Consider the following 24,891-nt stretch of genomic DNA (forward strand, 5'->3'; position numbering starts at 1 on the left):
TTGGCGAAGTTCGCTGCGGCCCCCGTCAGGTCCTCATCCGGCGGGGACCGTCTCGTCAGCCGCAAGTGAGTTGCCCGCGGCGATGCTGCCGCAGGAGGACGGGGCCTCCTTCCCGGCGAACCGGGCGCGCAGCCAGGCGAGCGCGGTGGGCACCGTGGCCGTGGGCGCGGTCAAGTGGCTGAGGACGTCGTACTGCTGGTACCAGACCGCGGCGTCGCCCTCGGCGCAGTACTTCCGCGCCAGCGCCCGTGTGTCCCCGGCGACCGTGATGCCGTCGCCCGAGCCGATGCCCGCGATGTTGCTCGTGGTTCCCTCCAGGAAGCCGGCGTTGCCCTGACCGATGTAGCCGGGGACGGTCGGGGTCGGTGCCAGGCCGAGGTTGGACTTGTTGACCGCCTCGACGAGCTCGGGTACGGAGTTCGGGTTCGCGTACTCCGGCTTCGCCATCTTCTTCCACGTCAGACCGGGGTAGTGGCCCAGCGCGTCGGCGATCGAGGAGTGCTGGTGCTCGTCGACCAGCTGCTTGCCGTAGTCGTTCAGGTACTTCTTGAGGTCGAATTCGTACGAACGCGCTTGCCCGATGAGCAACTCCGGGATGAGCCCGGACCACACCTGACTGCCTTCGATGTACCTGATGATGTGCGAGGGCTTCACGAGCACCCCGCCCTCGGCGTATCCCACCAGGCGCTTGTTGACGTCAGGGGCGTACGTGGGCGCGAGGGAGGCGGCCCAGTTGGTCGCGACGGCGCCGCCGGAGTAGCCCATGAGACCGACGCGCGCGTCGCGGCTGATGCCGGTCCGCGACTCCGCGCTGGAAGCGGCACGCAGGGAGTCCAGCGTGTTGTACCCGTACTCGCGGGAGGCCGCGAGGTGGGCGGCCTGCCCCTCGGTGTCAGGGAGGACGACGTCGTAGCCGGACAGAAGGAGCGGCGCCACGAGCGTGGACTCGCCGTTCGCGATCAAGCCGCCGGGCAGCTTGACGTTGCCCGCGACCGCCCGGGATGGACCGTCTTCGGGGTCGAGCGAGTCGTAGAACGACTGGTACGACACGACCTTGCGGCCGTCGCCACCAGGGCTGCGCAGCACGGAGGTCACGCCTGCGGACGGGTGGCCCTGCGCGTCGGTGGTGCGGTAGAGCAGCTGCGTCGCCTGGAGGGGGGTCGCGATACCCAGGACGTGGTATAGCAGCGTCCGGACCTTGAGCACGTCCCCGGGACTGTACGAGGACAGCGGCTTGCTGCCGTTGTAGGTGTAGAACGCGTCGCTCCCGGCAGTCGTCGACGAGGGCTGCTGAACGCCGGACGCGACAGCGGGCACGGCGGCGACGGCGAGGGCGACGACGCCCGTGATCGCGGCGCGCCGCACTCTGCATTTGCGCATGACTCTCCCAAACGGTGTAAGCAGATCAGAGAGATGACCGCTACGGCCCGAAGGGGCGAGTGGCCGAAGGTCGGTTCCGGCGCAACCTAACAAAGGGACACGGCAGTTGACCAGGGTGCGCCAGAGTTGCACGGGGGGGAACGGCGGCTGAGTCGGTGGCCCCGCTCCGCCAATTCCCTTGTGCCGCCGACCGGTCGGAACGGTGCGGTGCCGCGGCCCTGGCTACCGACCGAGCGCGTCATGACACGAGTGCGAGCCCTCGATACTCGCGCAGTGCTCCACGGCCATGCGGATCGCGACGCGCGCAACGTCCTCGTGCGTTTCCGCGAGCTGCAGAGGCGGGATGCCTGCGCGGAATACCGGCTCTTGGACCGCTGCCGCGAGGAGTTGCTGTACGAGCCACAGCCGACTGCCCGGCGACCAGGGCCAAGCATAGTCCGGTCGGGCATTCCCAGCCTCGGTGCCCGTGTCCGCCCTCACTACATGCCTTACACGCATTCGATGCCGTTCAACTCTGGTGATCTCGGAGGGAGGTAGAACAGACGGACCCCGATGTCCGCGAGTTCCTCGCGGCGTCCCTTGAAGGGCTGGGCGTGGTGGATGGAAGCGTTGTCCAGCACGATGGTGCAGGGGCGGTGCCGCTGGAAGCCGGACAGTGCGCCGAGGCTGTCGGCGCCGCCGGGCAGCCGGGCGATGTGAGTGCAGACGAAGTCGAGGACCAGTTCCGCGTCGACCTTCCCTCGACAGTGGTCCACACGAGCTCGGGCCCGGGGCCGGTGTCGTTCAACGCGCCGAGCACGTTGACCCGGCGGTTCTTGGTGTCCTCCCGCTTCACCACCACCCGTGTCCCGGTGCGGGCCCAGGTGTAGCTGGGCAGGGTCGGCGAGAACCTGCACTCGTCCAGGTAGTACAGATCCTCCCCTCGGCGGCGGAGGCATCCAGCATGTCCTCCAGCGCGTCCAGGTCCTCGCGCTTCCACCGGGGCGGCCGCCCCGGTCGCGGCGCATCGGCCAGGGCCTCGAACCCACCGTCGAGGAAGCGATGCAATGCCCCTCGTACCGTGAGTGTCGACGGCTCCCAGCCAGCCCGTCGGGCGGCGCTGTGGGGTGCTGCGGAGGCCGTACGCCGCCACCGCCCGCTGCACCTCATCTACGCGGACGACACGGGCGGCAGGACCAGGCCCCTGCGCCTGCCGGCAGACACCGTCCAACGAGTCCGCGAGGACGCCCGTGGTCGTGGTGCGGGGCGCCGATGACTGACCGGCCGGGAACGGGACCGTCCGGCCCTGTTCGGCGGCCGTATCGCTCGGCTGACCGGCCGTCACGTTGTCGGACGTTCGCCGGTCTCCGGCTGTTCAAGGTGGGAGGCGAGGACGGCCGCTTGGACCCGGCGCTGCACGCCCAGCTTGGCCAGCAGCCGGGAGATGTGGTTCTTGACGGTCTTCTCGGACAGGTAGAGCTTCTTGCCGATCTCGCGGTTGGTCAGCCCGTCGCCGATCAGCGCGAGGATGTCCCTCTCACGCGGTGACAGGCTGGCGAGCTCGGACGGTACGGCGGGGTTTTGCGCGGGGTCCGCGCGCAGTGAACTCATCAGGCGGGCCGTGGTGGCAGGGTCCAGCATCGACTGGCCCGAGGCCACCGTGCGTACCGCCGAGACCAGGTCGGATCCTTTGATCTGTTTGAGGACGTATCCGGCTGCGCCTGCCATGATCGCGTCGAGCAGGGCCTCCTCGTCGTCGAACGAGGTCAGCATCAGACAGGCCAGGTCCGGCATCTGGCTGCGCAGTTCCCGGCAGACCGAGATGCCGTTGCCGTCCGGCAGCCTCACGTCCAGAACGGCGACATCGGGGCGCAGCGCGGGGCCTCGCGCGAGCGCGTGGTCGACGGTGCCGGCGTCGCCGACCACCGTGATGTCCGGTTCGGTGTCGAGCAGGTCGGCCAGGCCGCGGCGGACGACCTCGTGGTCGTCCAGCAGAAATACCCGGATGGGGTTCTCTTCGGTGAAGGTGCGTGGCTCTGGCATGGCGACCCCTTGTGCCCCGGTGGTGGACAGACTGCGGGCTGTCCTTCACGCCGATCATCACGTGGCCGGACCGAATCCACTAGGGCCGACAGGCCCAACTCGCCCAGGTTGATGTGGAGCGCGACCGACAGCAGATGCGAGGAACCGCACAGGGCGTACAGCGCGAGGGAGGGTCGCCGGGAGACCGGAGACCGGAGACCGGTGGCAGTCCGGCCACGTTCGCGTACGCCATGACCTGCGGCACGAGGTACGCGGCCTCGGTCACACCGGTGAGCGGGTCGCCTTTGATCACGCGCGCCGGTAGCCGAGGAGGGCCATCAGCCCGAAGGGCGACGACGTTCTCCCGAGTGGTGCCCGCCCGCGTCCAGGGCCGCCGCCCGCTCCCAGGATCCAACGGCCCGCGACGGCACGCGAGCCTGCGACCACGCCCGCCCGCGCCGACCACTGCGGTGCAGTGGGTCCATCCGTCCACCGGGCCGCGCGGTGCCCAGGGACGGTCGGACCCTATTGGGGACCAGTGGTCCCTGCCCGGGGAACGTCCGGCCGACGACGCTGGAAGCGGATTCCCCCCAGCCCCAGGAGGTAGCGATCATGGTCGGCACCGTCACCGTAGGCCTCGACGGTTCGCCGGAGAGCCGGGCCGCCGCGGAATGGGCGGCCCGCGAGGCGAAGCTGCGCGGCCTGCCGCTGAAGATCGTCCATGTCTGGGAGCCGGCACCGGACCCCATGGCTCAGGCACCCCTCCTGGGAGCCGAGACCCGGCAGGATTGGACCGAGCGAAGCGAGATGGGGGCACCCGCGGCCGAAGGCTGGGGGAGCATCCCGCGCGAGGCTGCCGAGGGGATCAGGCTGCGCCACCCCGGCGTCGAGGTGAGCAGCGAGCAGCTGGCAGGCCACCCCGGCGAGGTGCTCGCTCAGGCGGCGGACTCCGCCGAACTGCTCGTCCTCGGCTCACGAGGCCTGGGGGGAATCGGCGGCTTCGTGGTCGGCTCCGTCGGCCTGAGCGCCGTGGCCCGTTCCGCGCGGCCCGTGGTGCTGGTCCGGGCGGGGGAGCAGGCCGCCGACGAGCACGGGATGGACCCGGCGGGAGTTCCCAGCGCGGCGGCGCCCTTCCGGCCCGTCGTCCTCGGCCTGGACACCGACCACCCCGACGACACGCTGATCGCGTTCGCGTTCGATGCGGCCGCCCGTCGCGTCACGTCCCTGCACGTCGTGCACGGGTGGTTCCCGCCGCCGTACTACGCGTACGGGATGCCCGCGAATCCCCCCTTGTACGAAGCGCTCGCCCTGACCCACTCGGTGGCCCTGGCCGAGGCGCTGCGCCCCTGGCGGCAGAAGTTTCCTGACATCGAGGTTGTCGAGGAGTGCCGCTACGGCAGCGCCGCCCAGGTCCTGCTCGACGCCTCGCGGGCGGCCTCCCTGGTGGTGGTCGGGCGGCGCACCCGGCGCGGCCCGTTGGGCGCCCACATCGGCCACGTCACCCATGCCGTACTGCACCACTGCGCCGCCCCCGTCGCCGTGGTCCCGCACGGCTGACCACCCCGGAGGAGGAGGCTCCCATGAACGCAGCGGTCGTACGAGCATGCGTCAAGGACCTCATCGACGAGGCCAAGACCCAAAGCGTCCTCGACCTGTGTGCGGGACGGTGAGGACGATGGACCAACCGCTCGTCGTCGGGGTGGACGGCTCCGAGTCCAGTCTGCTGGTGGTCGCCGCCCGGCGCGGACCCGACGCCATCGGGCTCCAGCTGGGGCGTGTCACGCACACGGTGCTGCACCACGCGGCCTGCGCCGTCGCCGTCGTGCCCGAGCGGATGTGAGAGGAGTGGCCCGCTGTTCACAGGCTCGCCGTGTGGTCGGGGACGTAGGTCTGGAGGTTGCGCGGCGGGCGCTCGTAACCGGTCGACGGCGGCCGTTGCGGAAGGCACAGCACCTGCGGCGCCGCCTCCTCGTACGGCACGGAGGCCAGCAGGTGGGCGATCGTGTTCAGGCGCGCCCGCCGCTTGTCGTCGCTCTCCACGACGTACCACGGCGCCTCGCCGATGTCGGTGTGGACCAGCATGTCGTCCTTGGCCCGGGAGTAGGCCTCCCAGCGGGTGATCGACTCCAGGTCCATCGGCGAGAGCTTCCAGCGCCGCAGCGGGTCCTCCAGCCGGCGCCGGAAACGATCCTGCTGCTCGGTGTCGCTCACCGAGAACCAGTACTTGCGCACCAGGATCCCGTCCTCGACCAGCATCCGCTCGAAGATCGGGCACTGCAGCAGGAAGCGCTGGTACTCCTCCTGCGTGCAGAAGCCCATGACGTGTTCGACCCCGGCCCGGTTGTACCAGGACCGGTCGAAGAGCACGATCTCCCCGGCAGCCGGCAGATGCTCGACGTACCGCTGGAAGTACCACTGGGTGCGCTCGCGTTCGGTCGGCTTGGGCAGCGCCACGATCCGTGCCACCCGCGGGTTGAGGTGCTCGGCCACCCGCTTGATGGTGCCGCCCTTGCCGGCCGCGTCCCGCCCCTCGAAGACCACCACGAGGCGGGCACCGGTCGCCCGCACCCACTCCTGCAGCTTCACCAACTCCGTCTGCAGGCGCAGCAGTTCCTTCTCGTACGCCTTGCGCGGCAGCGCCGCCGCCTTCTTGTCGGCCATGCCGCCTCCACCGCCCGATGACCCGCCCCGACGACTTCTGGAGTCCCACCCATGTCCAAGGTCGAACACCAGGACGCCACCGTACTTTCCGACGACGAACTGCGCACCCTGGACGCGCACTGGCGTGCCGCCAACTACCTTGCGGCGGGCCAGATCTATCTGCTGGACAACCCGCTGCTCACCCAACCGCTGCGGCCCGAGCACATCAAGCCCCGGCTGCTGGGCCACTGGGGCACCTCGCCCGGACTGAACCTCGTGTACACCCACCTCAACCGGGTGATCAAGGCGCGCGGGCTCGACGCGCTGTGCGTGTGGGGGCCGGGGCACGGCGGACCGGCCGTGCTGGCCAACTCCTGGCTGGAGGGCAGCTACAGCGAGACGTATCCGGACGTGCCGAGGGACGGGGACGGGATGGCGCGGTTGTTCCGGCAGTTCTCCTTCCCCGGTGGGGTCCCCAGCCATGTCGCCCCCGAGACGCCGGGCTCGATCCACGAGGGCGGCGAGCTCGGGTACTCGCTCTCCCACGCGTACGGCGCGGCATTCGACAACCCGGGCCTGCTGGTCGCCTGTGTGATCGGCGACGGCGAGGCGGAGACCGGACCGCTGGCCGCCGCGTGGCACTCCAACAAGTTCCTCGACCCCGTGCACGACGGCGCGGTGCTGCCGATCCTGCACCTCAACGGCTACAAGATCGCCAACCCGACCGTGCTCGCCCGTCTCCCGGAGGAGGAACTCGACGCGCTGCTGCGGGGGTACGGGCACGAGCCGATCCACGTGGGCGGCGACGACCCGGCCCGGGTGCACCAGGCCATGGCCCGGGCGCTCGACGACGCGCTGGACCGGATCGCGTCGATGCAGCGCACCGCCCGCGAGGAGGGTGTCGCCGAGCGGGTCCACTGGCCGGTGATCGTCCTGCGTACGCCCAAGGGCTGGACCGGTCCCGCCGAGGTCGACGGCGTGCCCGTCGAGGGCACCTGGCGCGCCCATCAGGTCCCGCTGGCCGGGGTGCGCGAGAACCCGGACCATCTGCGGCAGTTGGAGGCCTGGCTGCGCTCCTACCGGCCCGAGGAGCTCTTCGGGCCGGACGGAAGCCCCGTCGCCGACGTGCTCGCCTGCGTCCCCGGCGGCGCCAAGCGGCTCGGTGCCACCCCGCACGCCAACGGCGGACTCCTCGTCCGGGACCTGGCCATCGCCTCGCTCGACGACTTCGCCGTGCCCGTCGACAAGCCCGGCACGACCCTGCACGAGCCCACCCGCGTCCTGGGCGACCTCCTGGCCCAGGTGATGGAGGACACCGGCGGGCGCCGGGACTTCCGGCTGGTCGGGCCCGACGAGACCGCCTCCAACCGGCTCCAGGCCGTCTTCGACATCAGCGGCAAGGCATGGCAGGCCCAGCGCCTGCCGGTGGACGAACACCTGGAGCAGCACGGCCGGGTGCTGGAGATCCTGTCGGAACACACCTGCCAGGGCTGGCTGGAGGGGTACCTGCTGACCGGCCGGCACGGACTGTTCTCCTGCTACGAGGCGTTCGTGCACATCGTCGACTCGATGGTGGGCCAGCACATCAAGTGGCTCAAGACCTCCCGCGCGTTGCCGTGGCGCGCCCCGATCGCCTCTCTGAACTACCTGCTGACCTCGCACGTGTGGCGCCAGGACCACAACGGCTTCTCCCACCAGGACCCCGGCTTCGTCGACCACGTCCTCAACAAGAGCCCCGAGGTCGTCCGGGTGTATCTGCCTCCGGACGCCAACACACTGCTGTCGGTGGCCGACCATGTCCTGCGCAGCCGCGACTACGTCAACGTCATCGTGGCGGGCAAGCAGCCCTGCTTTGACTGGCTCTCCATGGACGCCGCCCGCGCCCACTGCGCCCGGGGAGCCGGGATCTGGGAGTGGGCGGGCACGGAGAACGGCGGCGAGCCGGACGTCGTGCTGGCCTGCGCCGGCGATGTGCCCACCCAGGAGGTCGTGGCCGCCGCGCAGCTGCTGCGCCGGCACCTGCCCGACCTCGCCGTGCGGGTGGTCAACGTGGTCGACATGACCCGGCTGCTGCCGCGCGAGGAACACCCCCACGGCATGAGCGACTTCGAGTACGACGGCCTGTTCACCCGGGACAAGCCGGTGATCTTCGCCTACCACGGCTATCCGTGGCTGATCCACCGCCTCGCCTACCGCCGCACCGGCCACAAGAACCTGCACGTACGCGGCTACAAGGAGTCCGGCACCACGACCACGCCCTTCGACATGGTCGTCCGCAACGACCTGGACCGCTACCGCCTGGTCATGGACGTCATCGACCGCGTCCCCGGCCTCGCCGTGCGCGCCGCCGCCGTACGCCAGCAGATGGCCGACGCCCGCACCCGCCACCACTCCTGGATCCGTGCCCACGGCACCGACCTGCCGGAGATCGCGGACTGGAACTGGAACGCCTGACCGCCCTTCACCCCACTCCCGGAAAGGATCTCCGCCGCCGTGATCGTGCGCGTCGGCGTCGACGGCTTCGGCCCTATCGGACGCACTTATCCGCACGCAGTCCTCGACCAGGCCGATGCGGGCATTGAGGACGTCGAGGTGGTCGTCGCCGACGCCCTCTCTTCACCCGTCATGCTCGCCCATCTGCTGGGGTGCGGCTCGGAGTTCGGGCGCATCGGACGTGATGTCCGCGACGACGACAGCTCGATCACGGTCGACGCATCGCCGTCACGGCCAAGCGTGATCCGGCCGTCCTGCGTTGGTCCCGATGGTGAACGGCTCGACGGCGCCCCTGGTCGCGGACGGGCGAGCTCTGCCGAGCGGGCACCGCGCTGCGCAGGTGGGGCCGGAGCCGAGCAGCCCCGGTCGGCCTTCGCGCAGGCCATGTGACCGCCCCTCGGCGCGGTGATCGGCCTGGCCGAATCCGAGACCGGCGGGGGCAAGGACGGCGCGGAGGTCCCGATTGCTGTCGCCGACGGCCCGCAACACCGGGGCGTGGGCACCTGCTCGTCGAACGCCTGGTCTTCGGCGGCGCGGGCGGAGGGCATCGCCACTCTCACGGCGGACGCGCTCGGCGAGCACCACGAGGTGCCACGCCTCTTCGCCGACGCCGGCCGCAAGCCAGGGTGGGTGGGCCGGGCGATCCTGCACCACCAGCACACGGGGGGCTTCACCCGTCATCTGTTCGCCGTGAACCCGAGCGTCACCGCGGTGTTCGGCGTGCCGTCCTGTCCGTCCGTCGTGGCCCTCCCCACGAACCCGGATCTCGCGATCGTGGCCGTACCGGCCGCCAGGGTTCCGGCCGTCGCGGGGGAGCGCGGCAAGGACGGGGCGCGTGCGCTCGTCGTCACCGCCGGGCTCGACCGCACCAGACCCGTGCCTGCTGGGGCCCCGTGCGCCGAACCGCAGGCGGCCGCCCGAGCCCTGATGCACGCCGCCGAGCGGGCTGCCTGGCTCGCCCGGCCGACCGGAACTGTTCCCGCCCTGGACGACATCGAGACCGTGCGGGCCCGCACGGTCGTGGTGGAGTACCTCGCCGCGCACCCCGACGGCGGGCTGGCTCGGCCCGCGTATCTGCGCCGATCTGCTGGCCTGCTGGGGCATCCCGCAGATCCCGTGGGCCTGCGCCAAGACCGAGGACGACGCCGTCCTCGCCGCCGACCGGCTGCGCCGCTTCGACGGCCGGGTGGCCATGAAGGCACGTTTGACCGGGCTCCTGCACGAGTCCAGCAGCGCGCGGTCCGTCCGGACCTGCGCGGCGACTCCCGGGTGCGGGCCGTGTTCCGCGACCTGTGGACCCGGCTTTCGCGGGGCCGAGGACGGGCGCGGTCCTGCAACCGTTGGCCGCTCGTGGCACGCAGTTGTTCGCGGGCGTCGTCCAGGACGAGGTCTTCGGCCCGTTCGTTCTGTGCCACTGCGGCTGTCGCGGACGGCTGCGGATCTGCCACAGACCGATCCGGCCGAGGCCTAGGCGACGTCCGCGACCGACGCACCGGCCACGTCCTCGGGCCACCCCGGGTGGACGTCGAAGACGCCGGTGAGGCCCGTGCTGCGGAGGATCCGCCGGAAGCGGGCGCTGTCGGCGACCAGCCGTAGTCGGCCGTGCCGGGCTTGTGCGCGGTTGTGCGCCCGGCACAGCACGCCCAGCCCGGCGCAGTCTATGAAGGACAGAGGACGCAGGTCGAGCACCAGATCGGGGCGCGGACCGGCGGTCAGCGCGTCCAGGTGTGCCGCGAGCGGCGGCGCCGTCAGGATGTCGATCTCGCCTTGCAGGGTCACGACGGTCGCTGTGCCGACGACGCGCTGCGCGCGGTACGGCGTGGACCTCGTGTGGTTGTCGGCCATGAGGAGAGGAAAGCTGGGTCGACCGGGTGCGCGGAAGGGCTGTTCGGTCCCTGTCGAGCGGGTCCGGCAGGGACCGATGTGCCCCCTGAGCCGCCGGGCGCCTCGGCACGGGCCTGTCCGGCAGGCGAAGGGGCCGGACGGCCCAAGCGAATCGGACGGCTGCTGGACAAGCTGGATCTACGGGGCAATCCCCACAGTCGAACGGTAGTCCCTGACGCGAACCAAGGACGGTGAACGACGTCATGAAAGGCTTCGTCTTCCACGGCCCCGGGCAGTCCGCCTGGGAGGAGGTCCCGGACCCCGCAGTCAAGGAGCCCACCGACGCCGTGGTCCGCGTCGAGAGCGTCACCATCTGCGGGACGGACCTGCACATCCTCAAGGGTGACGTGCCCGAGGTCCGCCCGGGGACGGTGCTTGGCCATGAGGCCGTCGGCGAGATCGTGGAGGTCGGTGGCGATGTGCGGACCGTACGGCCGGGCGACCGGGTGCTCATCTCCTGTATCAGCGCCTGCGGCCGCTGCCGCTACTGTCGTGAGAGCGCCTATGGTCAGTGCCGGGGCGGGGGCGGCTGGATCCTCGGCCACCGCATCGACGGCACCCAGGCCGAGTACGTCCGCGTTCCGTACGCCGACCTGTCCGTGCACGCGCTGCCCAGTGCGTTGGAGAGCAAGGACGCCGTACTGCTGGCGGACATCTTCCCGACCTCGTACGAAGTCGGCGTGCTCAACGGACAGGTCCGCCCGGGGGACACCGTCGCCGTCGTCGGAGCGGGCCCCATCGGTCTCGCGGCGATCGCCACCGCGCGTCTGTTCGCGCCCGAGCGGATCGTCGCCGTCGATCTGGCCGAGTCCCGACTGGAGGCTGCCAGGAGGCTTGGTGCCGACGTCGTGTCCAACGCCCATGAGGGTCCCGAGAAGCTGATCGCCGATCTCACCGACGGACTCGGCGCGGACGTGGTCATCGAGGCGGTCGGCGTGCCGGAGAGCTTCGAGCTGTGCACGCGCATGGTGCGGCCCGGCGGTCACGTGGCCAATATCGGCGTCCATGGCAAGCCGGCCACACTGCATCTGGAAGATCTGTGGATCAAGAACGTGACCATCACCACCGGTCTGGTGGACACCTACTCCACCCCCACCCTGCTGCGTATGGCCGCTGCCGGTCGACTGCCCACCGCGGAGTTGGTCACCCACACCTTCGAGCTGGAGCGCATGGAGGAGGCCTACGACGTCTTCGCCCGGGCCGCCGACACCGGCGCGATCAAGGTGGTGCTCGGCGGGACGCCGCACGACGAGGTCGCCGTCCCGGCGGCCTGACGACAGGACGTGGACCAGTGCGATCCTGCTGTCCGCGAGGGGCGTTGCCCGCGGTGTGCCCGTCCCTTCTGGACTGTGACGGCGCGGTGCGCCCGACGGCCACGGCCTCCTCGCAGTCGGTCAGCGCGATCGACGGAGCGGTCGTTGCCTTCGAGGCCGACGAGGTGGACGCCGCCACGAGCTCCGGCCGGAGCGTCGTGGTCACCGGCGAGGCCACCTTGCTGACCGACCTCGCCGAGCGTGCGCGGTTCCTGCGGGCCGGACCGCGCTCCAGGGCGCCGACACCGCACGAGGTCTTCCTGCGCATCGGGCCGGAGCTGATCGCCGGGCGCGGACTCGTCGGCGGCCGCAGCCTGCGCGGCGTGCCTTTGCCTCCCTGAAGTCCGATCACCAGGTCCTCCGGTCCCTCGGTCCCGGTCCGGCCCGAACGGCCCGTGTGTCAAGGGCCGTTCGGCGGTCACGAGGGTCCTGTCGGCTTCTGCCCGGGGCGTTGACGCACGACGACCATCGTCCCGGGAGTTCGGTGCCTTCGTCGGGCGGCTCCTGCGCCAAACGATCGCACATCGAAGGGGAGGCAGGGCCATGACCCTCCATCATGTAGTCGCCGGAGTGGACGGTTCGCTGGTCTCCGTGCGGGCGTTGGACTGGGCGGCGGCGGAGGCCGTACGGCGCGGCGTCACGCTACGCGTGGTGTTACGCGGTTGCCGACCGCGACGAGGCCGTACCGGTGCTGCGCTCGGCCGCGTCGCGTGTACGGCGGCGGCAGCCGGGTCTGCGGGTGGTGCCTGTCGCCGTGCAGGGCGGTGCGGTGCACGCGCTGTCGCGCGCCAGCGCGGACGCGGGCCTGACCGTCGTGGGGACACGCGGCCTGGGCGTGGTGGCCGGCGCGGCGCTCGGCTCGGTGAGTTCGAGGCTGGTCGCGCTCGCCCGGGGCCCGATCCTGGTCGTACGCGGGGACCATCCGTGCGACGGCGGACGGGACGTGTTGCTCGGCCTGGCGGACGACGCCGGCGCGGCCGCGGCGTACGCCTTCCAGGAGGCCGAGCGGCGTGGTGCGAGGCTGCGCGTCCTGCATGCCCGGACCCATCGGCATGTTGCTCCCGAACCGCCCTCTCTCGTGCCTTTGCGCGGAGGGGGCCGAGAACGTCCGGCCCGTTACGACCGGGCGGAGGAGGCAGTACTGCGCCACGCGCTCGATCACCTGCGGGAGCGACACCCGGATGTCGTGGTGGAGACGCACACGGTCCGCAGCGTGCCCGCGCGCGTGCTGCTGGAGGCGACCGGGGAGGCCGCCGTGGTCGTCATCGGCGCCCGCCGCCGTACGAGCGTGTCAGGCGCGCGCCCCGGCCCGCTCACCCGTACGTTGCTGCATCGCGCGCACTGTCCCGTGGTCGTCGTGCCGCATGTCTGATGTGGTTCAGGCGAACGGGGACGGATCGCGGTCGGTGAGGCGGACTCCGGTGACCAGATCGGGGTGAATGCGGACGGTGTGATCCATCCTCTGCGTTCCCCAGGGGCGCAACAGTGCCCGGTATCGGGCCAGTTCCCCCGGGTCGGTCACCAGCCGGGCATAGCCCGTGACGACCACGCTCCAGCCGAGATGGGTGTCGGGGTCGATGTCGTCGGCCTCGTAGGCGACGACGGCCCCCTCACCCCCGGTGTGCCGGGTGTACCGGGTCAGCGAGGCGTCACCGTGGGTGCGGATGACGATGTCGCCGTCTATCAGGACGTGGTTGACCGGGCGAATGGTCGGCAGTGCGTGCCGGGTGAAGACGATCCGCCCCAAGGACACGCTGCCCAGTAGCCGCAGTGCCGCGTCGCTGTCCAGCTGGACACTGCTGCGCGTCGCCGAGCTGTTCGTCCGGTCGTCGTCACTGGTCATGGCAGGTTTCCGTAGGGTCGGGTCACTGGAGTTCGCTGTCTCGCGCGGGCACGCGTCGGCTCTGGCCAGGCCGTTCGAACCGCGCGGGAGTCTCTCGCGCAAGGTCCGTTCGCCTCGGCCGGAGTCCGGTGGCGCCTTCCTCACTGACGGCCGAGTGGCCATGTGAAGCGGAGCGGCACCGCGGGGGATCGGCGCCGCTCTTGTTGTCACTGTCGCTCGGGCCGCGCCGTTCCCGTAGATGCCGAAGGTCCCCGCCGCGGGGCCGGACGTCCCTCGTGTCCCGCTCACAGTGACGGCGACGGGCACCGACCCGCCCTGTCCGGCCTGCGGACTCATGCCGTGAGGGAATCCTGTGACGTACCGCCGGAGCTTGCGGCCGGAGCGGCTCGCCGGCCTGTGTCGCGCCATGGCGGGGGCGTCGCGCGGCGGCTGTGGGTGCTGGCGGTCCCCGCCACTGGGTCGATCGGCCCGAGTGCGGGACGTTACCTGGCACGGACCTGGCCACTCGGCCTGATCTGCTGTCGCTCTCCGCAGCCGACCATTACCGTGGCTGATGACAGGACCGGTGGGGGGTCGTGCGTTGAGGGGACCTGGAGGAGCGCAGGTGGAAAGCCCCGAGGAGGCCCGCGTACGGCTGCCTCAACTGAGGCTGGACGAGTTGCTGGAGGAGCTGCAGGCCCGCCTGGACGCGGCCCGCGGCACCCGTGACCGAGTGCACAGCCTGCTGGAGGCGGTGCTGTCGGTCGGCTGCGAGCTCGATCTGGAACAGGCCCTGCGCCGCATCGTGGAGGCAGCGGCGGTGCTCGTCGACGCGGAGTACGCGGCGCTCGGCGTGATCGGCCCGGACGGCAGGCGGCTGTCCGCCTTCCACACGGTGGGGGTCAGCGAGGAGCAGATCGCCCGGATCGGCCCGTATCCGGAGGGCCACGGCATCCTCGGCGAGCTGATTCGCCACCCCGAGCCACTGCGACTGGCGAAGATCTCCGAGCACTCGTCCTCGTACGGCTTCCCGGCTCACCACCCGCCGATGAACACCTTCCTGGGGGTGCCCATCCGGGTGCGCGATCAGGTCTTCGGCAACCTGTACCTGACCGAGAAGCGCGGCGGCGCCCAGTTCGACGAGGAGGACGTCTCGGTCACGCTCACGCTTGCCGTGGCGGCCGGAGTCGCGATCGACAACGCCCGCCTGTACGAGGAGTCACGGCTGCGTGAGCGCTGGCTGCGGGCGAACGCGGAGATCACCCATCGCCTGATGTCCGGCGACGCGCGCAGCGATGTCCTCGCTCTGATCGCGGAGCGGGCGGGTGAGATCACCGGGTCGGCCCTGGCGGCGGTCGCGCTGCCCATGGAGGGCATCGGGTCGATCGCCGTGGAGGTCGCCGTAGGGATGGACGCCGAGGCGCATCGGGGTCTCGTCCTGCCCTTGGACAGGAGCCTGATGGGGCTGGCGTTCTCCAGCGCCGCCCCGGTGACCAGCGCGGACGTCATCCACGACGAACGGGTCTCCCCGGAGCCCCCGCGCTTCGCCGGGCTGGGCCCTGCCGTGGCTGTGCCCATCGGCACGGGCGATGAGGGTACGCGAGGCGTGGTCCTGTTGGCGCGCAAGGCCGGTCAGCCGTTGTTCGCGGCCACGGAGACCGAGACCCTGCAGGCCTTCGCCGCCCAGGCTGCCATCGCGATGGAGCTTGCGGAGCGCCGCAAGGACGCCGAGCAGGTCGCGGTGCTCAGGGACCGTGACCGTATCGCGCGAGACCTCCACGACCTGGCGATCCAGCGGCTGTTCGCCACCGGCATGACACTGCAGAGCGCCGGGCGTTTCATCGAGCACGAGGAGGCCGGCGAGCGCGTGGCACGCGCTGTCGACGACCTGGACGAGACCATCAAGATCATCAGATCGACGATCTTCGGCCTGCGCACCCGCGAGGGCGCCGGGGAGGCGGGTCTGAGGGCTCGGGCCGTACGGGTGGTCGGGGAGGCGGCGCCGGTCCTCGGCTTCGCCCCCAGTGTGCGGATGGAGGGTCTGCTGGACACCGACGTCCCGAAGGAGATCGCCGACCATGTGGTGGCGGTGCTCTCGGAATCCCTGACCAACATCGCCCGGCATGCCCATGCGACCCGGACCGAGGTGGTCCTGGCAACGGACGGGCGGGAGGTGCGGCTTTCGGTCACCGACAACGGTGCGGGCATCCCGGCCGACGGCCGTCGCAGCGGGCTGCGCAACCTGGCGGACCGGGCCGAGCAACTGGGCGGCCGACTGGAGTTGGCCGAGGCGGAGGATGGCGGGACCGCGCTGATGTGGCAGGTTCCGATACAGAAACCGTAGGGCACCCGACCAGCCGCTGGCGACCTGCGGGTTTCCACCAGCCGCTGAACTCGGCCAGGGCGGTCCGGTGTTCAGTGCGGTGAGGCGATCGCCCTCCCGTGGTCGACGGCCCTGCGTACCCCCGTGTCGGTGAAGAGCAGGGCCGCTGTGGCTGTCGCGGCCAGCAGGAGCAGCCCCAGGGCGTACGAGCCGCAGGCTCCGTACCTGTCGGTCAGCGCGCTCACCGGGACACGGCCCAGCGAGCCGATCACGACCGGCACGGCCACCAGCAGCGACTGCTGGAAGGCGCTGAGCTCCAACGTGTCCTTGAAGCGCGGACCGAGCGGGCTGAGCAGCGCCCATGCCCACAAGTTCACGGCGAAGCCGACCCCGTGGCCAGGGCCAGCATCGGCCAGGCGCGGCGGGGCACCGGTCCGCCCGGCCCGGTGTCGCGCGGGCGCTTCCTCGATGGCTGGAGCATGGTTGTTCGTCCCTCCTGCGGTGCGGCGCCGTGGTGGCCGGATCCGGCTGGGCACACGAGGAGCGCACCGTCGGCTGTCGGCGGACTCGACGATCGCTCGGGTGCCGTGCCGTGCCGTGCCGCGGGCCGAACGGCCCTCGACCGCCGGTGGACGGTCCCGGCCCGCGTGTCATGCGGGCCGATGGGGCCGTACGGGAGGCGCACGGGGACTTTCGGCCCAACGCGCGGGCGGATGGCGGCCTCTAGCGTCTGCTGGCATGAGGAGCGACAGAGCCGCGCGCCCCACGCAGAGCTGGCCGGTGGCCGGGCGACGGCTGCTGACGCGCCGTGAGATCTCGGCCGACGGACGGGCCGTGTTCGGCGAGGGCGACCCGGCGTGGAAGGGCTTCTACCGTCATGTCCGGCCCGCTCGGGCCGGGCGTACGCGCTCGGGTGTCGGGGAGACGGGAGGCGGCGGCGGGGTACGCGCCTTTGGCGTCATGCGCGCAGCCTAGGGCCTGTCCGGTGGATCTTGCCTGGGACGCGGGGTCGTGGCACGCCCATCTGCCGCGTTGTCGTCGGTTGCCGACTCCCCCAAGCTCTCGGCTCCGCTCGACCAGGGGGCACCCCCACGCGTCGCCGCCCTCCTCCGCCTTGCAGCATTGGGGTCTCCCCTGCTCGAACGAGGTTGAGAGCTTGGGGAAGCACCACACCCCCGCTCACCAGCACCGAAACGGCGGCCCGGACCGAAGGCGGCCAGATCCACCGGACAGGCCCTAGCCGCGCGCCGACCGCGGGGGAGGGGACGGTGGCGCGGCCGGTCGGGCGGACGGTGCCGGGAGCGACGACCGGCGGCTCGTCGTCAGTGCCATCGCTCCGGCCGCCGCGGCCCGCCCCGTCGTGCCCCGAACGAAGTGGCGAGATATCGATACAGCCCTTCGCCCACGTACTACGGCTACAGACGGGGCGATACCTGGCTCAACGGCGTCAATGACCAGGTCCTCGGGATCGGCGCGATGGTAGTGCGCGGCACTCCGCGCGACAGCCTCCGCACCCTGGACACCCTGCGGCTGCCGCGTGCCTGTGGGGGAGCCACGATCGGTCACGTCCACCAGTGGTTCGCCAACGGTGACCACTCCGCCGGGAACACGGGCGGCATCCTGGCCAACGTTCTCATGCCCCCGTCATGGCCGTCATGGCCGGAATCCGCGTGACCTGATCGCCCCGTCAACGGCCGGCTTCGGACCGGCACTTCCGAGGATCCGCGCTCACATTATTCCGGTCCGCCCCCTTACCCGGCTCGCTCAGCGGACGGCGGGCCCCACCGACGGCAGATAGCGGGGTGCGCGCCACGCCCGTAGACGCTGTTCCACGGCGGCACCCAGCGACAGCAGTCGGGCATCCGCGCGATCGCCGGCCATCAGCAGCAGACCGACCGGGAGTTCACCCACGGATCCGGCGGGCACCGAGAGCGAGGGATAGCCGGCGACGGCTGCGGGGGTGGAGGACGGAATCACGTCGTTGTCGCCGCGCGCACAGTCGGTCGTCCAGGCCGGCGGGTTCGTCGGTGCGGCGATGGCGTCAAGGTGGTGAGCGGCCAGCGCCTCGTCCAGCGAGCGCCGTGCCAGGTCCGTCAGCTCCGCACGTACGGCCCGGTATTTCGGGTCGGTGGTGGATGGCGCGGCGAGGGCCTGCTCGAACAGTTCCTGCCCGGCGAAGCAGGTCTGCTCCTGTGGGTGGGCGCGGTTGAATGCGATCAACCCGGCCAGGTCGTGGGGTCCTTGACGCGTGCCGAGGTAGGCGTCGATGTCCCGGTGGAACTCGCTGAGCAGCGCCGGGAATTCGAGCTCGGCCAGTCGGGCCTGGTACGGGGGCGTCACTTCGACGACCTCGGCACCGGCGCCGCGCAGTTTCGCCGCGGTACGGGTGATCACGGCGTCGACGTCGGGGCCGAGCGAGGGCAGTCGCCACAGGCCGATGCGCTTGCCCCGCAATCCGTCCGAGCGGCCCACCGCCCCGCCGTGGCCTGTTCCCCGCTCGTCCGGAGCCGACCGGCCGCCGAGGCTCGTGGAGCGGTCGCCGGTGAGCACGGACAGCGTCAGCGCGGTGTCGATGACGTTGCGTGCCATGGGCCCGGCGGTGTCCTGCTCGGCGGAGATCGGCACCACTCCCCGCTGGCTCACCAGGCCGAGGCTCGGCTTGAGGCCGACCACTCCGTTCGTCCCGGCCGGGCAGACGATGGACCCGTCGGTCTCGGTGCCGATCGCCACCTGGGAGAGCGACGCGGCGAGCGCGGCGGCCGAGCCTGCGGAGGATCCGCACGGATTGCGGTCGAGGACGTACGGGTTGTTGGTCTGCCCGCCCACGGCCGACCACCCCGATGTCGGCTTCGCTGCCCGGAAGTTCGCCCACTCCGACAGATTGGTCTTGCCCAGGATCACCGCCCCCGCCTGCCGCAGCCGGGTCACCAGAACGGCGTCGGTGGCGGGTGGCTCGCCGGCCAGCGCGAGCGACCCGGCCGTGGTCGGCATGTCATGGGTGCCGACGTTGTCCTTGAGCAGCACGGGGATGCCGTCGAGCGGTCCGCGGAGACGGCCTACGCGATGCCGGGCGTCGCTGGCCGCGGCCTGCCGCAGGGCGGAGGGGTCGGTATGGAGTACCGCGTGGATCTTCGGGTCGATCGTCCCGATCCGCCGCAGGTAGGCACGGGTCAGCTCGGACGACGTCAGGGTCCCGCTGCGCCTGAGCGCCTGTAACTCCGGGATCGTCACCGTGTCCAGGTCGATCCCCTTGAGGAACGACGCTCCGCGTGACGGTGTGTCGGCGGCGCCGACGTCCTCCGCGCTCGACCCCGGAACGTTCGCCAGCAGCGACCCGGCGACCAGGGCGGCGATCAGTGCACCAACTCCACTTGTTCTCATGGCACTCAGCGCACTACACGCGCACCGTCCGGCGCAAGGGGCGGCCGAGCCGGGCACTGCCGACGCCGCGATAGGGAAACCCCTCGTAATGCGCGCAGTGCCTGGCACCGGTGCACGTCCGTTTCGGACACTCATGCGTCGGCGCGGCTCCCGCCAGGAGCGGCGTCGTCAGTACACCCGCAGGCGTCCGCCGCCTCCCCGAACACCCTGCCCAACATCGGCGGGCGCCCCTGCGCACGAGCCCGCCCGTGTGCACGAAGCGAAAGGAACCCCCACTTCCATGGACATACGAAGAACCGCGAGATTGTTGACGGTCACGCTGGCCTGCGTGTCCGCGTCCGCCATCGCCCTGCCCGCCGCCATGGCGACGGCTCCGGCATCGTCCCCGCAGCCCGCGCGGGTCGGCGCCGGGGCGTTCAGCGCGGCCGCCTACACGGCCGATCCGGCACCCGCCGTCCGCAGCCGCGTCGTGGACGCGGCGCAGAAGGCGCTGTCGGCTCACCCGAGGGACGCCCACAAGGCCGACGGCGACGCGTTCTCGGTCCGCAATCTGGTGGTCGACAGGGACGGCTCCGCCTCCGTCCGCTTCGACCGCACGTACAAGGGGCTGCCCACCTACGGCGGTGACGTCGTCGTGCGTCTGAAGAAGGACGGTACGTACCAGTCGCTGGCGACCGGTTCGCGGACCTCCGGGGCGGTCTCCACCGAGCCCCGACTGGCGGCCCCCCGCGCCGCGCAGGTGTCGAGGGCCGTGTTCCACGGCCGCGTCGACTCGGTCTCGGCTTCGCACCTGGCGGTGCGGATGAAGGGTACCGACGCCGCCCTGGTCTGGGAGACCGTCGTCAGCGGTGTGCGTCCGGACCAGACGCCGAGCCGTCTGCACGTCCTGGTGGACGCCCGTACGGGCAAGGTCGTACGGTCCAGTGACGAGGTGAGCACGTTCGCCGTGGCGGGCGCCGCGCACACGACCGGTACGGCCGGCGCCGCTCCCAGGGCCACCACCCCCACCGTCGCGGGAACCGGACAGTCGATCTACAGCGGCAGGGTCTCCATCGACCTCACCCAGAGCGGCAGCAGCTACTCGATGCAGGACCCGTCGCACGGCAGCGGCTACACGACCAACCTCAACCACGCCACCAGCGGCACGGGTTCGGTCTTCTCCAACTCCAGCGGTACCTTCGGCAACGGTTCCACCAGCGACCCCGCGTCCGCCGGTGTCGACGCGCACTACGGCGCGGCGGAGACGTACGACTACTACAAGAACGTCCAGGGCCGCAGCGGTATCTTCGGCGACGGCCGGGGCGTGCCGTCGCGGACGCACTACGGCAACGCGTATGTGAACGCCTTCTGGGACGGGACCCAGATGACGTACGGCGACGGCCAGGGCAATGCGCGCCCGCTGGTCGAACTCGACGTCGCGGGCCACGAGATGAGCCATGGCGTGAGCGGCGCGCTCACCGGCTGGGACGAGACCGGCGAGACCGGCGGCATGAACGAGGGCACCAGCGACATCTTCGGCACGTTGGTCGAGTTCTACGCCAACAACCCGGTCGACACGCCCGACTACACCATGGGTGAGCTCATCAACATCAACGGCGACGGCAAGCCGCTGCGCTACATGTACGACCCGTCCCTGGACGGCCGGTCGCCCAACTGCTGGGACAGCAGCAACGGAAGCCTCGACCCGCACTTCTCGATGGGTCCGCTGAACCACTGGTTCTTCCTGGCGGCCGTCGGCAGCGGCGACCATGGCTACGGCAACAGCCCCACCTGCAACAACTCCACGGTCACCGGGCTCGGCAACGACAAGGCCGGCAAGATCTGGTACAAGGCGCTGGCCTCCTACGCCAACAGCGCGGAGGACTACCACCAGGCGCGCATCGACTCGCTGAAGGCCGCCGCCGACCTCTACGGCACGCACTGCACCGAGTACAACACCGTCGACGCCGCCTGGGCCGCGGTCAGCGTCACCGGCGCCGACCCCGTACCGGGCAGCTGCAACGGCCAGCCGGGCTCGCCCTCGGTGACCAACCCGGGCAACCAGAACGGCGCGGTCGGCACTGCGGTCTCCTTGCAGATCAAGGCGAGCGACCCGGCCGGAAAGGCGCTCACGTACAGCGCGACCGGTCTGCCCGCCGGGCTGTCGATCAGCTCCTCCACCGGTCTCGTCACCGGCACTCCGACCACCGCCGGCACCTCGTCGGTGACCGTCACGGCGAACAACACCGAAAATGCCACCGGCGCGGCCTCCTTCACCTGGACCATCACCGGCGGCCCGCCGCAGGGCTGCGGCAACCTCCCGTCCTGGAGCGCGACCACCAGCTACCAGCCGGGTGACCAGGTCTCGTACAAGGGCCACAAGTGGTCCTCGCAGTGGTACTCGACCGGCGCCGAGCCGGGCGCACCCGGCTCCTGGGCCGTCTGGCAGGACGCGGGCCCCTGCTGAGTCAGCCCCGCTGAGCGTCGTCAACACCTGTACGTGGCCGGGCCGCTGGTCTTCTGACCAGCGGCCCGGTCCGCGTGTCAGCGACCGGCGAGCAGAGCTTCGATTGGTCTTGACCTCTCACCGGGGGCGGTCCTACATTCGGCGCGGCGCAATGAATGGCAGGTTCATGATCAATGTCTGATGTATGAACAAGGCTGTGTCCGGAAGGGCTTGCGATGACCGAGCCGATCCCCCTGCCGGCCGTTGGCCCGGCGAGTCCCCGGCCATCCGCCGTCCAACGCGATGCCCTCTGCGACACCGTACGGGCCCACCTCTCCCGTGCGGGAGGCGTGCTCCTCAGCGGACCGGCGGGCATCGGCAGGACCACGGTGGTGTCGCAGCTGGTCGCGGAAGCCGGCTCCCGTGGCCACCGGGTGCTGCACTGCTCGCCTTCCCCGGCCGAGCGCGACAGCCCCTTCCTCGGGCTCATCGACCTGCTGAGCGGCGTCGGCGACGACACCCTCGCCGCCCTGGCCGACCACGAACGGGCCGTGCTCGAAACAACCCTGCTGCGCAGCGCACAGCCTCGCGGAACCGGCCCGAACGGGCGGACCGGCGAGCGCGACGCGCTCCTCCTGCGGATCACGGTCCGCAAGGTCCTCGCGCTGCTCGGCGCCGCCGGTCCGCTCCTGCTGGTCATCGACGACGCACAGTGGCTCGACCGGGCCACGGCGGAGATCTTGCAGTACGTCGCCCACCGCGCCGACGCCGACCTGCGGGTGCTCATCACCCTGCGCACGGGGATCACGGACGACCACGCGAGCGCATCCGACCGCGCGGACGGCTGCACGGGCGTACAGGACCTGTGTCCGCGCCCGGTCCGCCGCATCCGCGTCCCGCCCATGACCGCCGACGAGATCGCCGAGCTGCTGGAGCGGCACGACCAACCCTGCTGGCCCCGCCCCCTCGCCGCGCGCCTGTACCGGGCGAGCGGCGGCAACCCCCGTACGGCTCTGGAGCTCAGCTCCGCCCTCGACGAGCGCGTCCGGGGCGGGGACCACGACGTGCCCGACTCCGCCGAACCGCTGCCCGTCCCCGACTCCCTTCGCCGCCCCATCCTCGACCGGATCGACGCCCTGCCCGCGGGTGCCCGGCAGACACTGGTCCTCGCGGGCGCCGCCGCGCGTCCCACGGTGGAGTTGCTGCGGCGCGCGGGCCGCCCGGACGCGGCGGCCGATCTGGACATCTGTATGCGGCACGGCATCCTCGACGCCCGGTCGGGGCCGGACCGCGGGATCATCCGGTTCCTGGATCCGCTGACGCCGATGGTGCTGCGGGCCGAGACGCCGTACGAGCTCGTGGTGGCCGCGCACCGCGCGCTGGCCGACGCGTCCGACGACCCCGTCGAGCGCGCCCACCACATCGCGCGGCTCACCACGGGGCCCGACCCGGTCGTGGCGGCCCGGCTCACGGCCGCCGCCTCGGCGGCCCGCCGCCGGGGTGCTCCCGGGACCGCGGCGCGACTGGGCCGCCTGGCCGCCGAGCACACGCCTCCCGGCCAGGGGCACGTGGACATCGCCCGCAGGCTCACGGCCGCCGAGGACGCCATCGATGCCGCGCACCTCGACTTCGCCAGGCGGCTCGCGCACGAGGTGCTGGGCGAGGCGCGGCGGCCGGCCGAGCGGGTACGCGCCTGGAACGTGGTCATCGACTCCTGCGGTCAGGCGATGGCCGAGGTCGCGGACGTCTTCCCGGAAGCGGTACGCGACGCCGGTGGCGACCCCGAGCTGCTGGCCCAGCTGCACTACCGGATGAGCTGGCGCGAATGGATGGTGGGCGGCTCCGCGGCACGCGCACACCGCCATGCCATCCGTGCCGCCTGGCTCGCTGCCCAGACCGGCGACCGGCGCACCGAGCTGATGGCGCTGACCCAGCAGGCGGCTCTGGAACTCTTCCTGGGGCTCCCGCAGGCCGAGACGACCCTGGCTGCCGCGCTCGCCGCCCCGCACGACGTGCACGCCATGATCCACCACAACGGGCCCCTGTACCTCAAACACCGCTTCCACCTGGTGCGCGACGAGCTGGACGAGGCCAGAGCCGAGCTGCGCACGCTCGTGTACAGGCTGCGGCAGCGCGGTTCGGCGGACAGCCTCAGCCACTGCCTCATCGGTCTCGCGCAGGTCGAGATCGAGCGCGGACGGTGTCGCCCCGCCCTGACCATCGCCCGCCAGAGCCTGCGCATCACCCAGGAGTCGGGGCTGAGCCAGGGGCCCGCCTGGTACGCCGTCTCGCTCGCCGAGACGGCCGGCGGTGGCCTGGGCCAGGCGCTCGCCGCGGCGGAGGCGGCCAGACGGCACAGCGAGGACGACGACGACCGGCTCTTCCTGCCCCGGGCACTGCACGCAGAGGGAAGGATCAGGCTGTTCAGCGGTCAGTACGAGCAGGCGGCCGAACTCCTCAGACACACCGCCGAGTCGGAGACCGCACAGGGGCAGCGGGACCCGGCGACCCGGCGTTGGCACGCCGACCTCGCGGAGGCCCTGGCAGCCGTGGGCGCACCGGACGAGGCGGAAGCCGTCATCGTCCGGGCCCGTCGCCAGGCCGAGCGGCTCGGCCGACCCGGCGTCCTCGCCACACTCGACAGGTCGGCGGCGACGGTCAGCGCGGCCCGCGGCGAACTCGCCGAAGCAGCACGGGGTTTGGAGCACGCCGCAGCCCGGCTGCGGGCCAGTGGATATCCCCTGGAGGAGGCCCGCACCCACATGGCCCTGGGGCGAGTGCGCCGCCTTCTCGGCGACGAAGTCACCGCCCGCGCCGCCTTCGCGGGCGCACTCCGGATTTTCACCAGGGCCGGTGCCCGCTCATGGGTCTCCCTGACATGTGCCGAACGCGACCGCGTCCAGGACGGCTCGATCCGCGCTCCCGAGGGCGGCTCCTGGGCGGAACACCTCACGTCGACCGAGCGCAGCGTCGTGGCACGCGTCGCCCAGGGCGCCACGAACCGCGAGATCGCGGTGGGCCTGGTGGTCAGCGTGAAAACCGTGGAAGCGGCCCTCACCCGCGCCTACCTCAAACTGGGCGCCAAGTCCCGCGTGGAGATCGCGCGCATGGTGATGGCGGCGCCCACGGTGTAGGCCCCTGCGGGCCGACAGCCGAGGGCCTGCCCGGCGGATCATGCCGGACAGGCCCGTGGTCGCGCGGAGGGCTCAGCGCTTGAGTGTGCGGGTGA

General features: G+C 71.5%; 19 protein-coding genes and 3 pseudogenes. 12 read left to right on the forward strand and 10 right to left on the reverse strand.

Annotation, left to right across the window (positions count from 1 at the left end):
- Nucleotides 1-33 precede the first annotated feature (33 nt).
- From ACGFRG_RS24220 to ACGFRG_RS24240, 5 genes are all read right to left on the reverse strand, one after another.
- Nucleotides 34-1,380 (reverse strand): lipase family protein, encoded by a 1,347-nt coding sequence (locus ACGFRG_RS24220; RefSeq protein ID WP_393267084.1) that lies wholly within the window; start codon nt 1,378-1,380, stop codon nt 34-36.
- A gap of 488 nt (nt 1,381-1,868) precedes the next feature.
- The gene (locus ACGFRG_RS24225) at nt 1,869-2,135 is read right to left on the reverse strand and encodes a transposase (RefSeq protein ID WP_393267087.1); all 267 of its coding nucleotides are present in this window, start codon (nt 2,133-2,135) and stop codon (nt 1,869-1,871) included.
- Nucleotides 2,136-2,211: 76 nt separating this feature from the next.
- Nucleotides 2,212-2,529 (reverse strand): helix-turn-helix domain-containing protein, encoded by a 318-nt coding sequence (locus ACGFRG_RS24230; protein ID WP_393267090.1) that lies wholly within the window; start codon nt 2,527-2,529, stop codon nt 2,212-2,214.
- Nucleotides 2,530-2,700: 171 nt separating this feature from the next.
- Nucleotides 2,701-3,402, reverse strand: a complete 702-nt coding sequence (locus ACGFRG_RS24235) for a response regulator transcription factor (RefSeq protein ID WP_361433462.1) — start codon at nt 3,400-3,402, stop codon at nt 2,701-2,703.
- A gap of 79 nt (nt 3,403-3,481) precedes the next feature.
- Nucleotides 3,482-3,874 (reverse strand): SulP family inorganic anion transporter, encoded by a 393-nt coding sequence (locus tag ACGFRG_RS24240; protein WP_393267093.1) that lies wholly within the window; start codon nt 3,872-3,874, stop codon nt 3,482-3,484.
- A gap of 119 nt (nt 3,875-3,993) precedes the next feature.
- On the opposite strand from ACGFRG_RS24240, the gene ACGFRG_RS24245 reads away from it, so the two are divergent.
- The gene (locus ACGFRG_RS24245) at nt 3,994-4,938 is read left to right on the forward strand and encodes a universal stress protein (protein ID WP_393267096.1); all 945 of its coding nucleotides are present in this window, start codon (nt 3,994-3,996) and stop codon (nt 4,936-4,938) included.
- A 118-nt stretch (nt 4,939-5,056) separates the two neighbouring features.
- Nucleotides 5,057-5,221: a universal stress protein gene (locus tag ACGFRG_RS24250; RefSeq protein ID WP_393267099.1), complete on the forward strand. Its 165-nt coding sequence runs from the start codon at nt 5,057-5,059 to the stop codon at nt 5,219-5,221.
- A gap of 17 nt (nt 5,222-5,238) precedes the next feature.
- Here the strand turns inward: ACGFRG_RS24250 and ppk2 are convergent, their stop codons facing one another.
- Entirely contained in the window at nt 5,239-6,042 is an 804-nt protein-coding gene (ppk2, locus tag ACGFRG_RS24255; protein ID WP_393267102.1) for a polyphosphate kinase 2, read from the reverse strand.
- A gap of 51 nt (nt 6,043-6,093) precedes the next feature.
- Between ppk2 and ACGFRG_RS24260 the strand changes: the two genes are divergently transcribed.
- From ACGFRG_RS24260 to ACGFRG_RS24270, 3 genes and pseudogenes are all read left to right on the forward strand, one after another.
- Nucleotides 6,094-8,475 (forward strand): phosphoketolase, encoded by a 2,382-nt coding sequence (locus ACGFRG_RS24260; RefSeq protein WP_393267104.1) that lies wholly within the window; start codon nt 6,094-6,096, stop codon nt 8,473-8,475.
- Between the two features lie 39 nt (nt 8,476-8,514).
- Complete coding sequence (locus ACGFRG_RS24265; protein ID WP_393267106.1) at nt 8,515-8,904, forward strand: hypothetical protein; 390 nt, start codon at nt 8,515-8,517, stop codon at nt 8,902-8,904.
- 9 nt (nt 8,905-8,913) lie between these two features.
- A pseudogene (locus ACGFRG_RS24270) lies at nt 8,914-9,935 on the forward strand (acetate--CoA ligase family protein); the annotation flags it as partial.
- A gap of 46 nt (nt 9,936-9,981) precedes the next feature.
- Here the strand turns inward: ACGFRG_RS24270 and ACGFRG_RS24275 are convergent.
- Nucleotides 9,982-10,359 (reverse strand): STAS domain-containing protein, encoded by a 378-nt coding sequence (locus tag ACGFRG_RS24275; RefSeq protein ID WP_361433449.1) that lies wholly within the window; start codon nt 10,357-10,359, stop codon nt 9,982-9,984.
- A 242-nt stretch (nt 10,360-10,601) separates the two neighbouring features.
- On the opposite strand from ACGFRG_RS24275, the gene ACGFRG_RS24280 reads away from it, so the two are divergent.
- From ACGFRG_RS24280 to ACGFRG_RS24290, 3 genes and pseudogenes are all read left to right on the forward strand, one after another.
- A complete protein-coding gene (locus ACGFRG_RS24280; RefSeq protein ID WP_393267236.1) occupies nt 10,602-11,672 on the forward strand; it encodes a zinc-dependent alcohol dehydrogenase family protein in 1,071 nt (356 codons plus the stop codon).
- Between the two features lie 53 nt (nt 11,673-11,725).
- On the forward strand, nt 11,726-12,052 hold the full coding sequence (locus ACGFRG_RS24285; RefSeq protein WP_393267109.1) for a pyridoxamine 5'-phosphate oxidase family protein: 327 nt from the start codon (nt 11,726-11,728) through the stop codon (nt 12,050-12,052).
- Between the two features lie 202 nt (nt 12,053-12,254).
- A pseudogene (locus tag ACGFRG_RS24290) lies at nt 12,255-13,083 on the forward strand (universal stress protein).
- A 6-nt stretch (nt 13,084-13,089) separates the two neighbouring features.
- On the opposite strand, the gene ACGFRG_RS24295 reads toward ACGFRG_RS24290, so the two are convergent.
- Nucleotides 13,090-13,554, reverse strand: a complete 465-nt coding sequence (locus tag ACGFRG_RS24295) for a pyridoxamine 5'-phosphate oxidase family protein (RefSeq protein WP_361433442.1) — start codon at nt 13,552-13,554, stop codon at nt 13,090-13,092.
- Nucleotides 13,555-14,107: 553 nt separating this feature from the next.
- Between ACGFRG_RS24295 and ACGFRG_RS24300 the strand changes: the two genes are divergently transcribed.
- Entirely contained in the window at nt 14,108-15,877 is a 1,770-nt protein-coding gene (locus ACGFRG_RS24300) for a GAF domain-containing protein (protein WP_393267111.1), read from the forward strand.
- A 197-nt stretch (nt 15,878-16,074) separates the two neighbouring features.
- On the opposite strand, the pseudogene ACGFRG_RS24305 reads toward ACGFRG_RS24300, so the two are convergent.
- A pseudogene (locus ACGFRG_RS24305) lies at nt 16,075-16,337 on the reverse strand (MFS transporter); the annotation flags it as partial.
- A 257-nt stretch (nt 16,338-16,594) separates the two neighbouring features.
- On the opposite strand from ACGFRG_RS24305, the gene ACGFRG_RS24310 reads away from it, so the two are divergent.
- Nucleotides 16,595-16,831, forward strand: coding sequence for a hypothetical protein (locus tag ACGFRG_RS24310; protein WP_393267113.1), 237 nt, complete (start codon nt 16,595-16,597; stop codon nt 16,829-16,831).
- 789 nt (nt 16,832-17,620) lie between these two features.
- On the opposite strand, the gene ACGFRG_RS24315 is transcribed toward ACGFRG_RS24310, so the two are convergent.
- Entirely contained in the window at nt 17,621-19,237 is a 1,617-nt protein-coding gene (locus tag ACGFRG_RS24315) for an amidase (protein WP_393267115.1), read from the reverse strand.
- A 280-nt stretch (nt 19,238-19,517) separates the two neighbouring features.
- Between ACGFRG_RS24315 and ACGFRG_RS24320 the strand changes: the two genes are divergently transcribed.
- Nucleotides 19,518-21,683 carry a M4 family metallopeptidase gene (locus ACGFRG_RS24320; RefSeq protein ID WP_393267118.1) on the forward strand — a complete coding sequence of 722 codons (2,166 nt, stop codon included), beginning with the start codon at nt 19,518-19,520 and terminating at the stop codon, nt 21,681-21,683.
- 215 nt (nt 21,684-21,898) lie between these two features.
- The gene (locus tag ACGFRG_RS24325; RefSeq protein WP_393267121.1) at nt 21,899-24,796 is read left to right on the forward strand and encodes an AAA family ATPase; all 2,898 of its coding nucleotides are present in this window, start codon (nt 21,899-21,901) and stop codon (nt 24,794-24,796) included.
- Nucleotides 24,797-24,891 lie beyond the last annotated feature (95 nt).

It is taken from the genome of Streptomyces sp. NPDC048696, from assembly GCF_043198895.1.
Lineage (GTDB): Bacteria > Actinomycetota > Actinomycetes > Streptomycetales > Streptomycetaceae > Streptomyces.

Excerpts from the sequence above, each read along its gene's own strand:
- ACGFRG_RS24275 (WP_361433449.1), bottom strand. The coding sequence starts at position 10,359 with ATGGCCGACAACCACACGAGGTCCACGCCGTACCGCGCGCAGCGCGTC.
- ACGFRG_RS24315 (WP_393267115.1), bottom strand. The coding sequence starts at position 19,237 with ATGAGAACAAGTGGAGTTGGTGCACTGATCGCCGCCCTGGTCGCCGGG.
- ACGFRG_RS24245 (WP_393267096.1), top strand. The coding sequence starts at position 3,994 with ATGGTCGGCACCGTCACCGTAGGCCTCGACGGTTCGCCGGAGAGCCGG.
- ppk2 (WP_393267102.1), bottom strand. The coding sequence starts at position 6,042 with ATGGCCGACAAGAAGGCGGCGGCGCTGCCGCGCAAGGCGTACGAGAAG.
- ACGFRG_RS24310 (WP_393267113.1), top strand. The coding sequence starts at position 16,595 with ATGAGGAGCGACAGAGCCGCGCGCCCCACGCAGAGCTGGCCGGTGGCC.
- ACGFRG_RS24320 (WP_393267118.1), top strand. The coding sequence starts at position 19,518 with ATGGACATACGAAGAACCGCGAGATTGTTGACGGTCACGCTGGCCTGC.
- ACGFRG_RS24260 (WP_393267104.1), top strand. The coding sequence starts at position 6,094 with ATGTCCAAGGTCGAACACCAGGACGCCACCGTACTTTCCGACGACGAA.
- ACGFRG_RS24235 (WP_361433462.1), bottom strand. The coding sequence starts at position 3,402 with ATGCCAGAGCCACGCACCTTCACCGAAGAGAACCCCATCCGGGTATTT.
- ACGFRG_RS24300 (WP_393267111.1), top strand. The coding sequence starts at position 14,108 with ATGACAGGACCGGTGGGGGGTCGTGCGTTGAGGGGACCTGGAGGAGCG.
- ACGFRG_RS24250 (WP_393267099.1), top strand. The coding sequence starts at position 5,057 with ATGGACCAACCGCTCGTCGTCGGGGTGGACGGCTCCGAGTCCAGTCTG.
- ACGFRG_RS24325 (WP_393267121.1), top strand. The coding sequence starts at position 21,899 with ATGACCGAGCCGATCCCCCTGCCGGCCGTTGGCCCGGCGAGTCCCCGG.
- ACGFRG_RS24230 (WP_393267090.1), bottom strand. The coding sequence starts at position 2,529 with ATGAGGTGCAGCGGGCGGTGGCGGCGTACGGCCTCCGCAGCACCCCAC.
- ACGFRG_RS24295 (WP_361433442.1), bottom strand. The coding sequence starts at position 13,554 with ATGACCAGTGACGACGACCGGACGAACAGCTCGGCGACGCGCAGCAGT.
- ACGFRG_RS24220 (WP_393267084.1), bottom strand. The coding sequence starts at position 1,380 with ATGCGCAAATGCAGAGTGCGGCGCGCCGCGATCACGGGCGTCGTCGCC.
- ACGFRG_RS24280 (WP_393267236.1), top strand. The coding sequence starts at position 10,602 with ATGAAAGGCTTCGTCTTCCACGGCCCCGGGCAGTCCGCCTGGGAGGAG.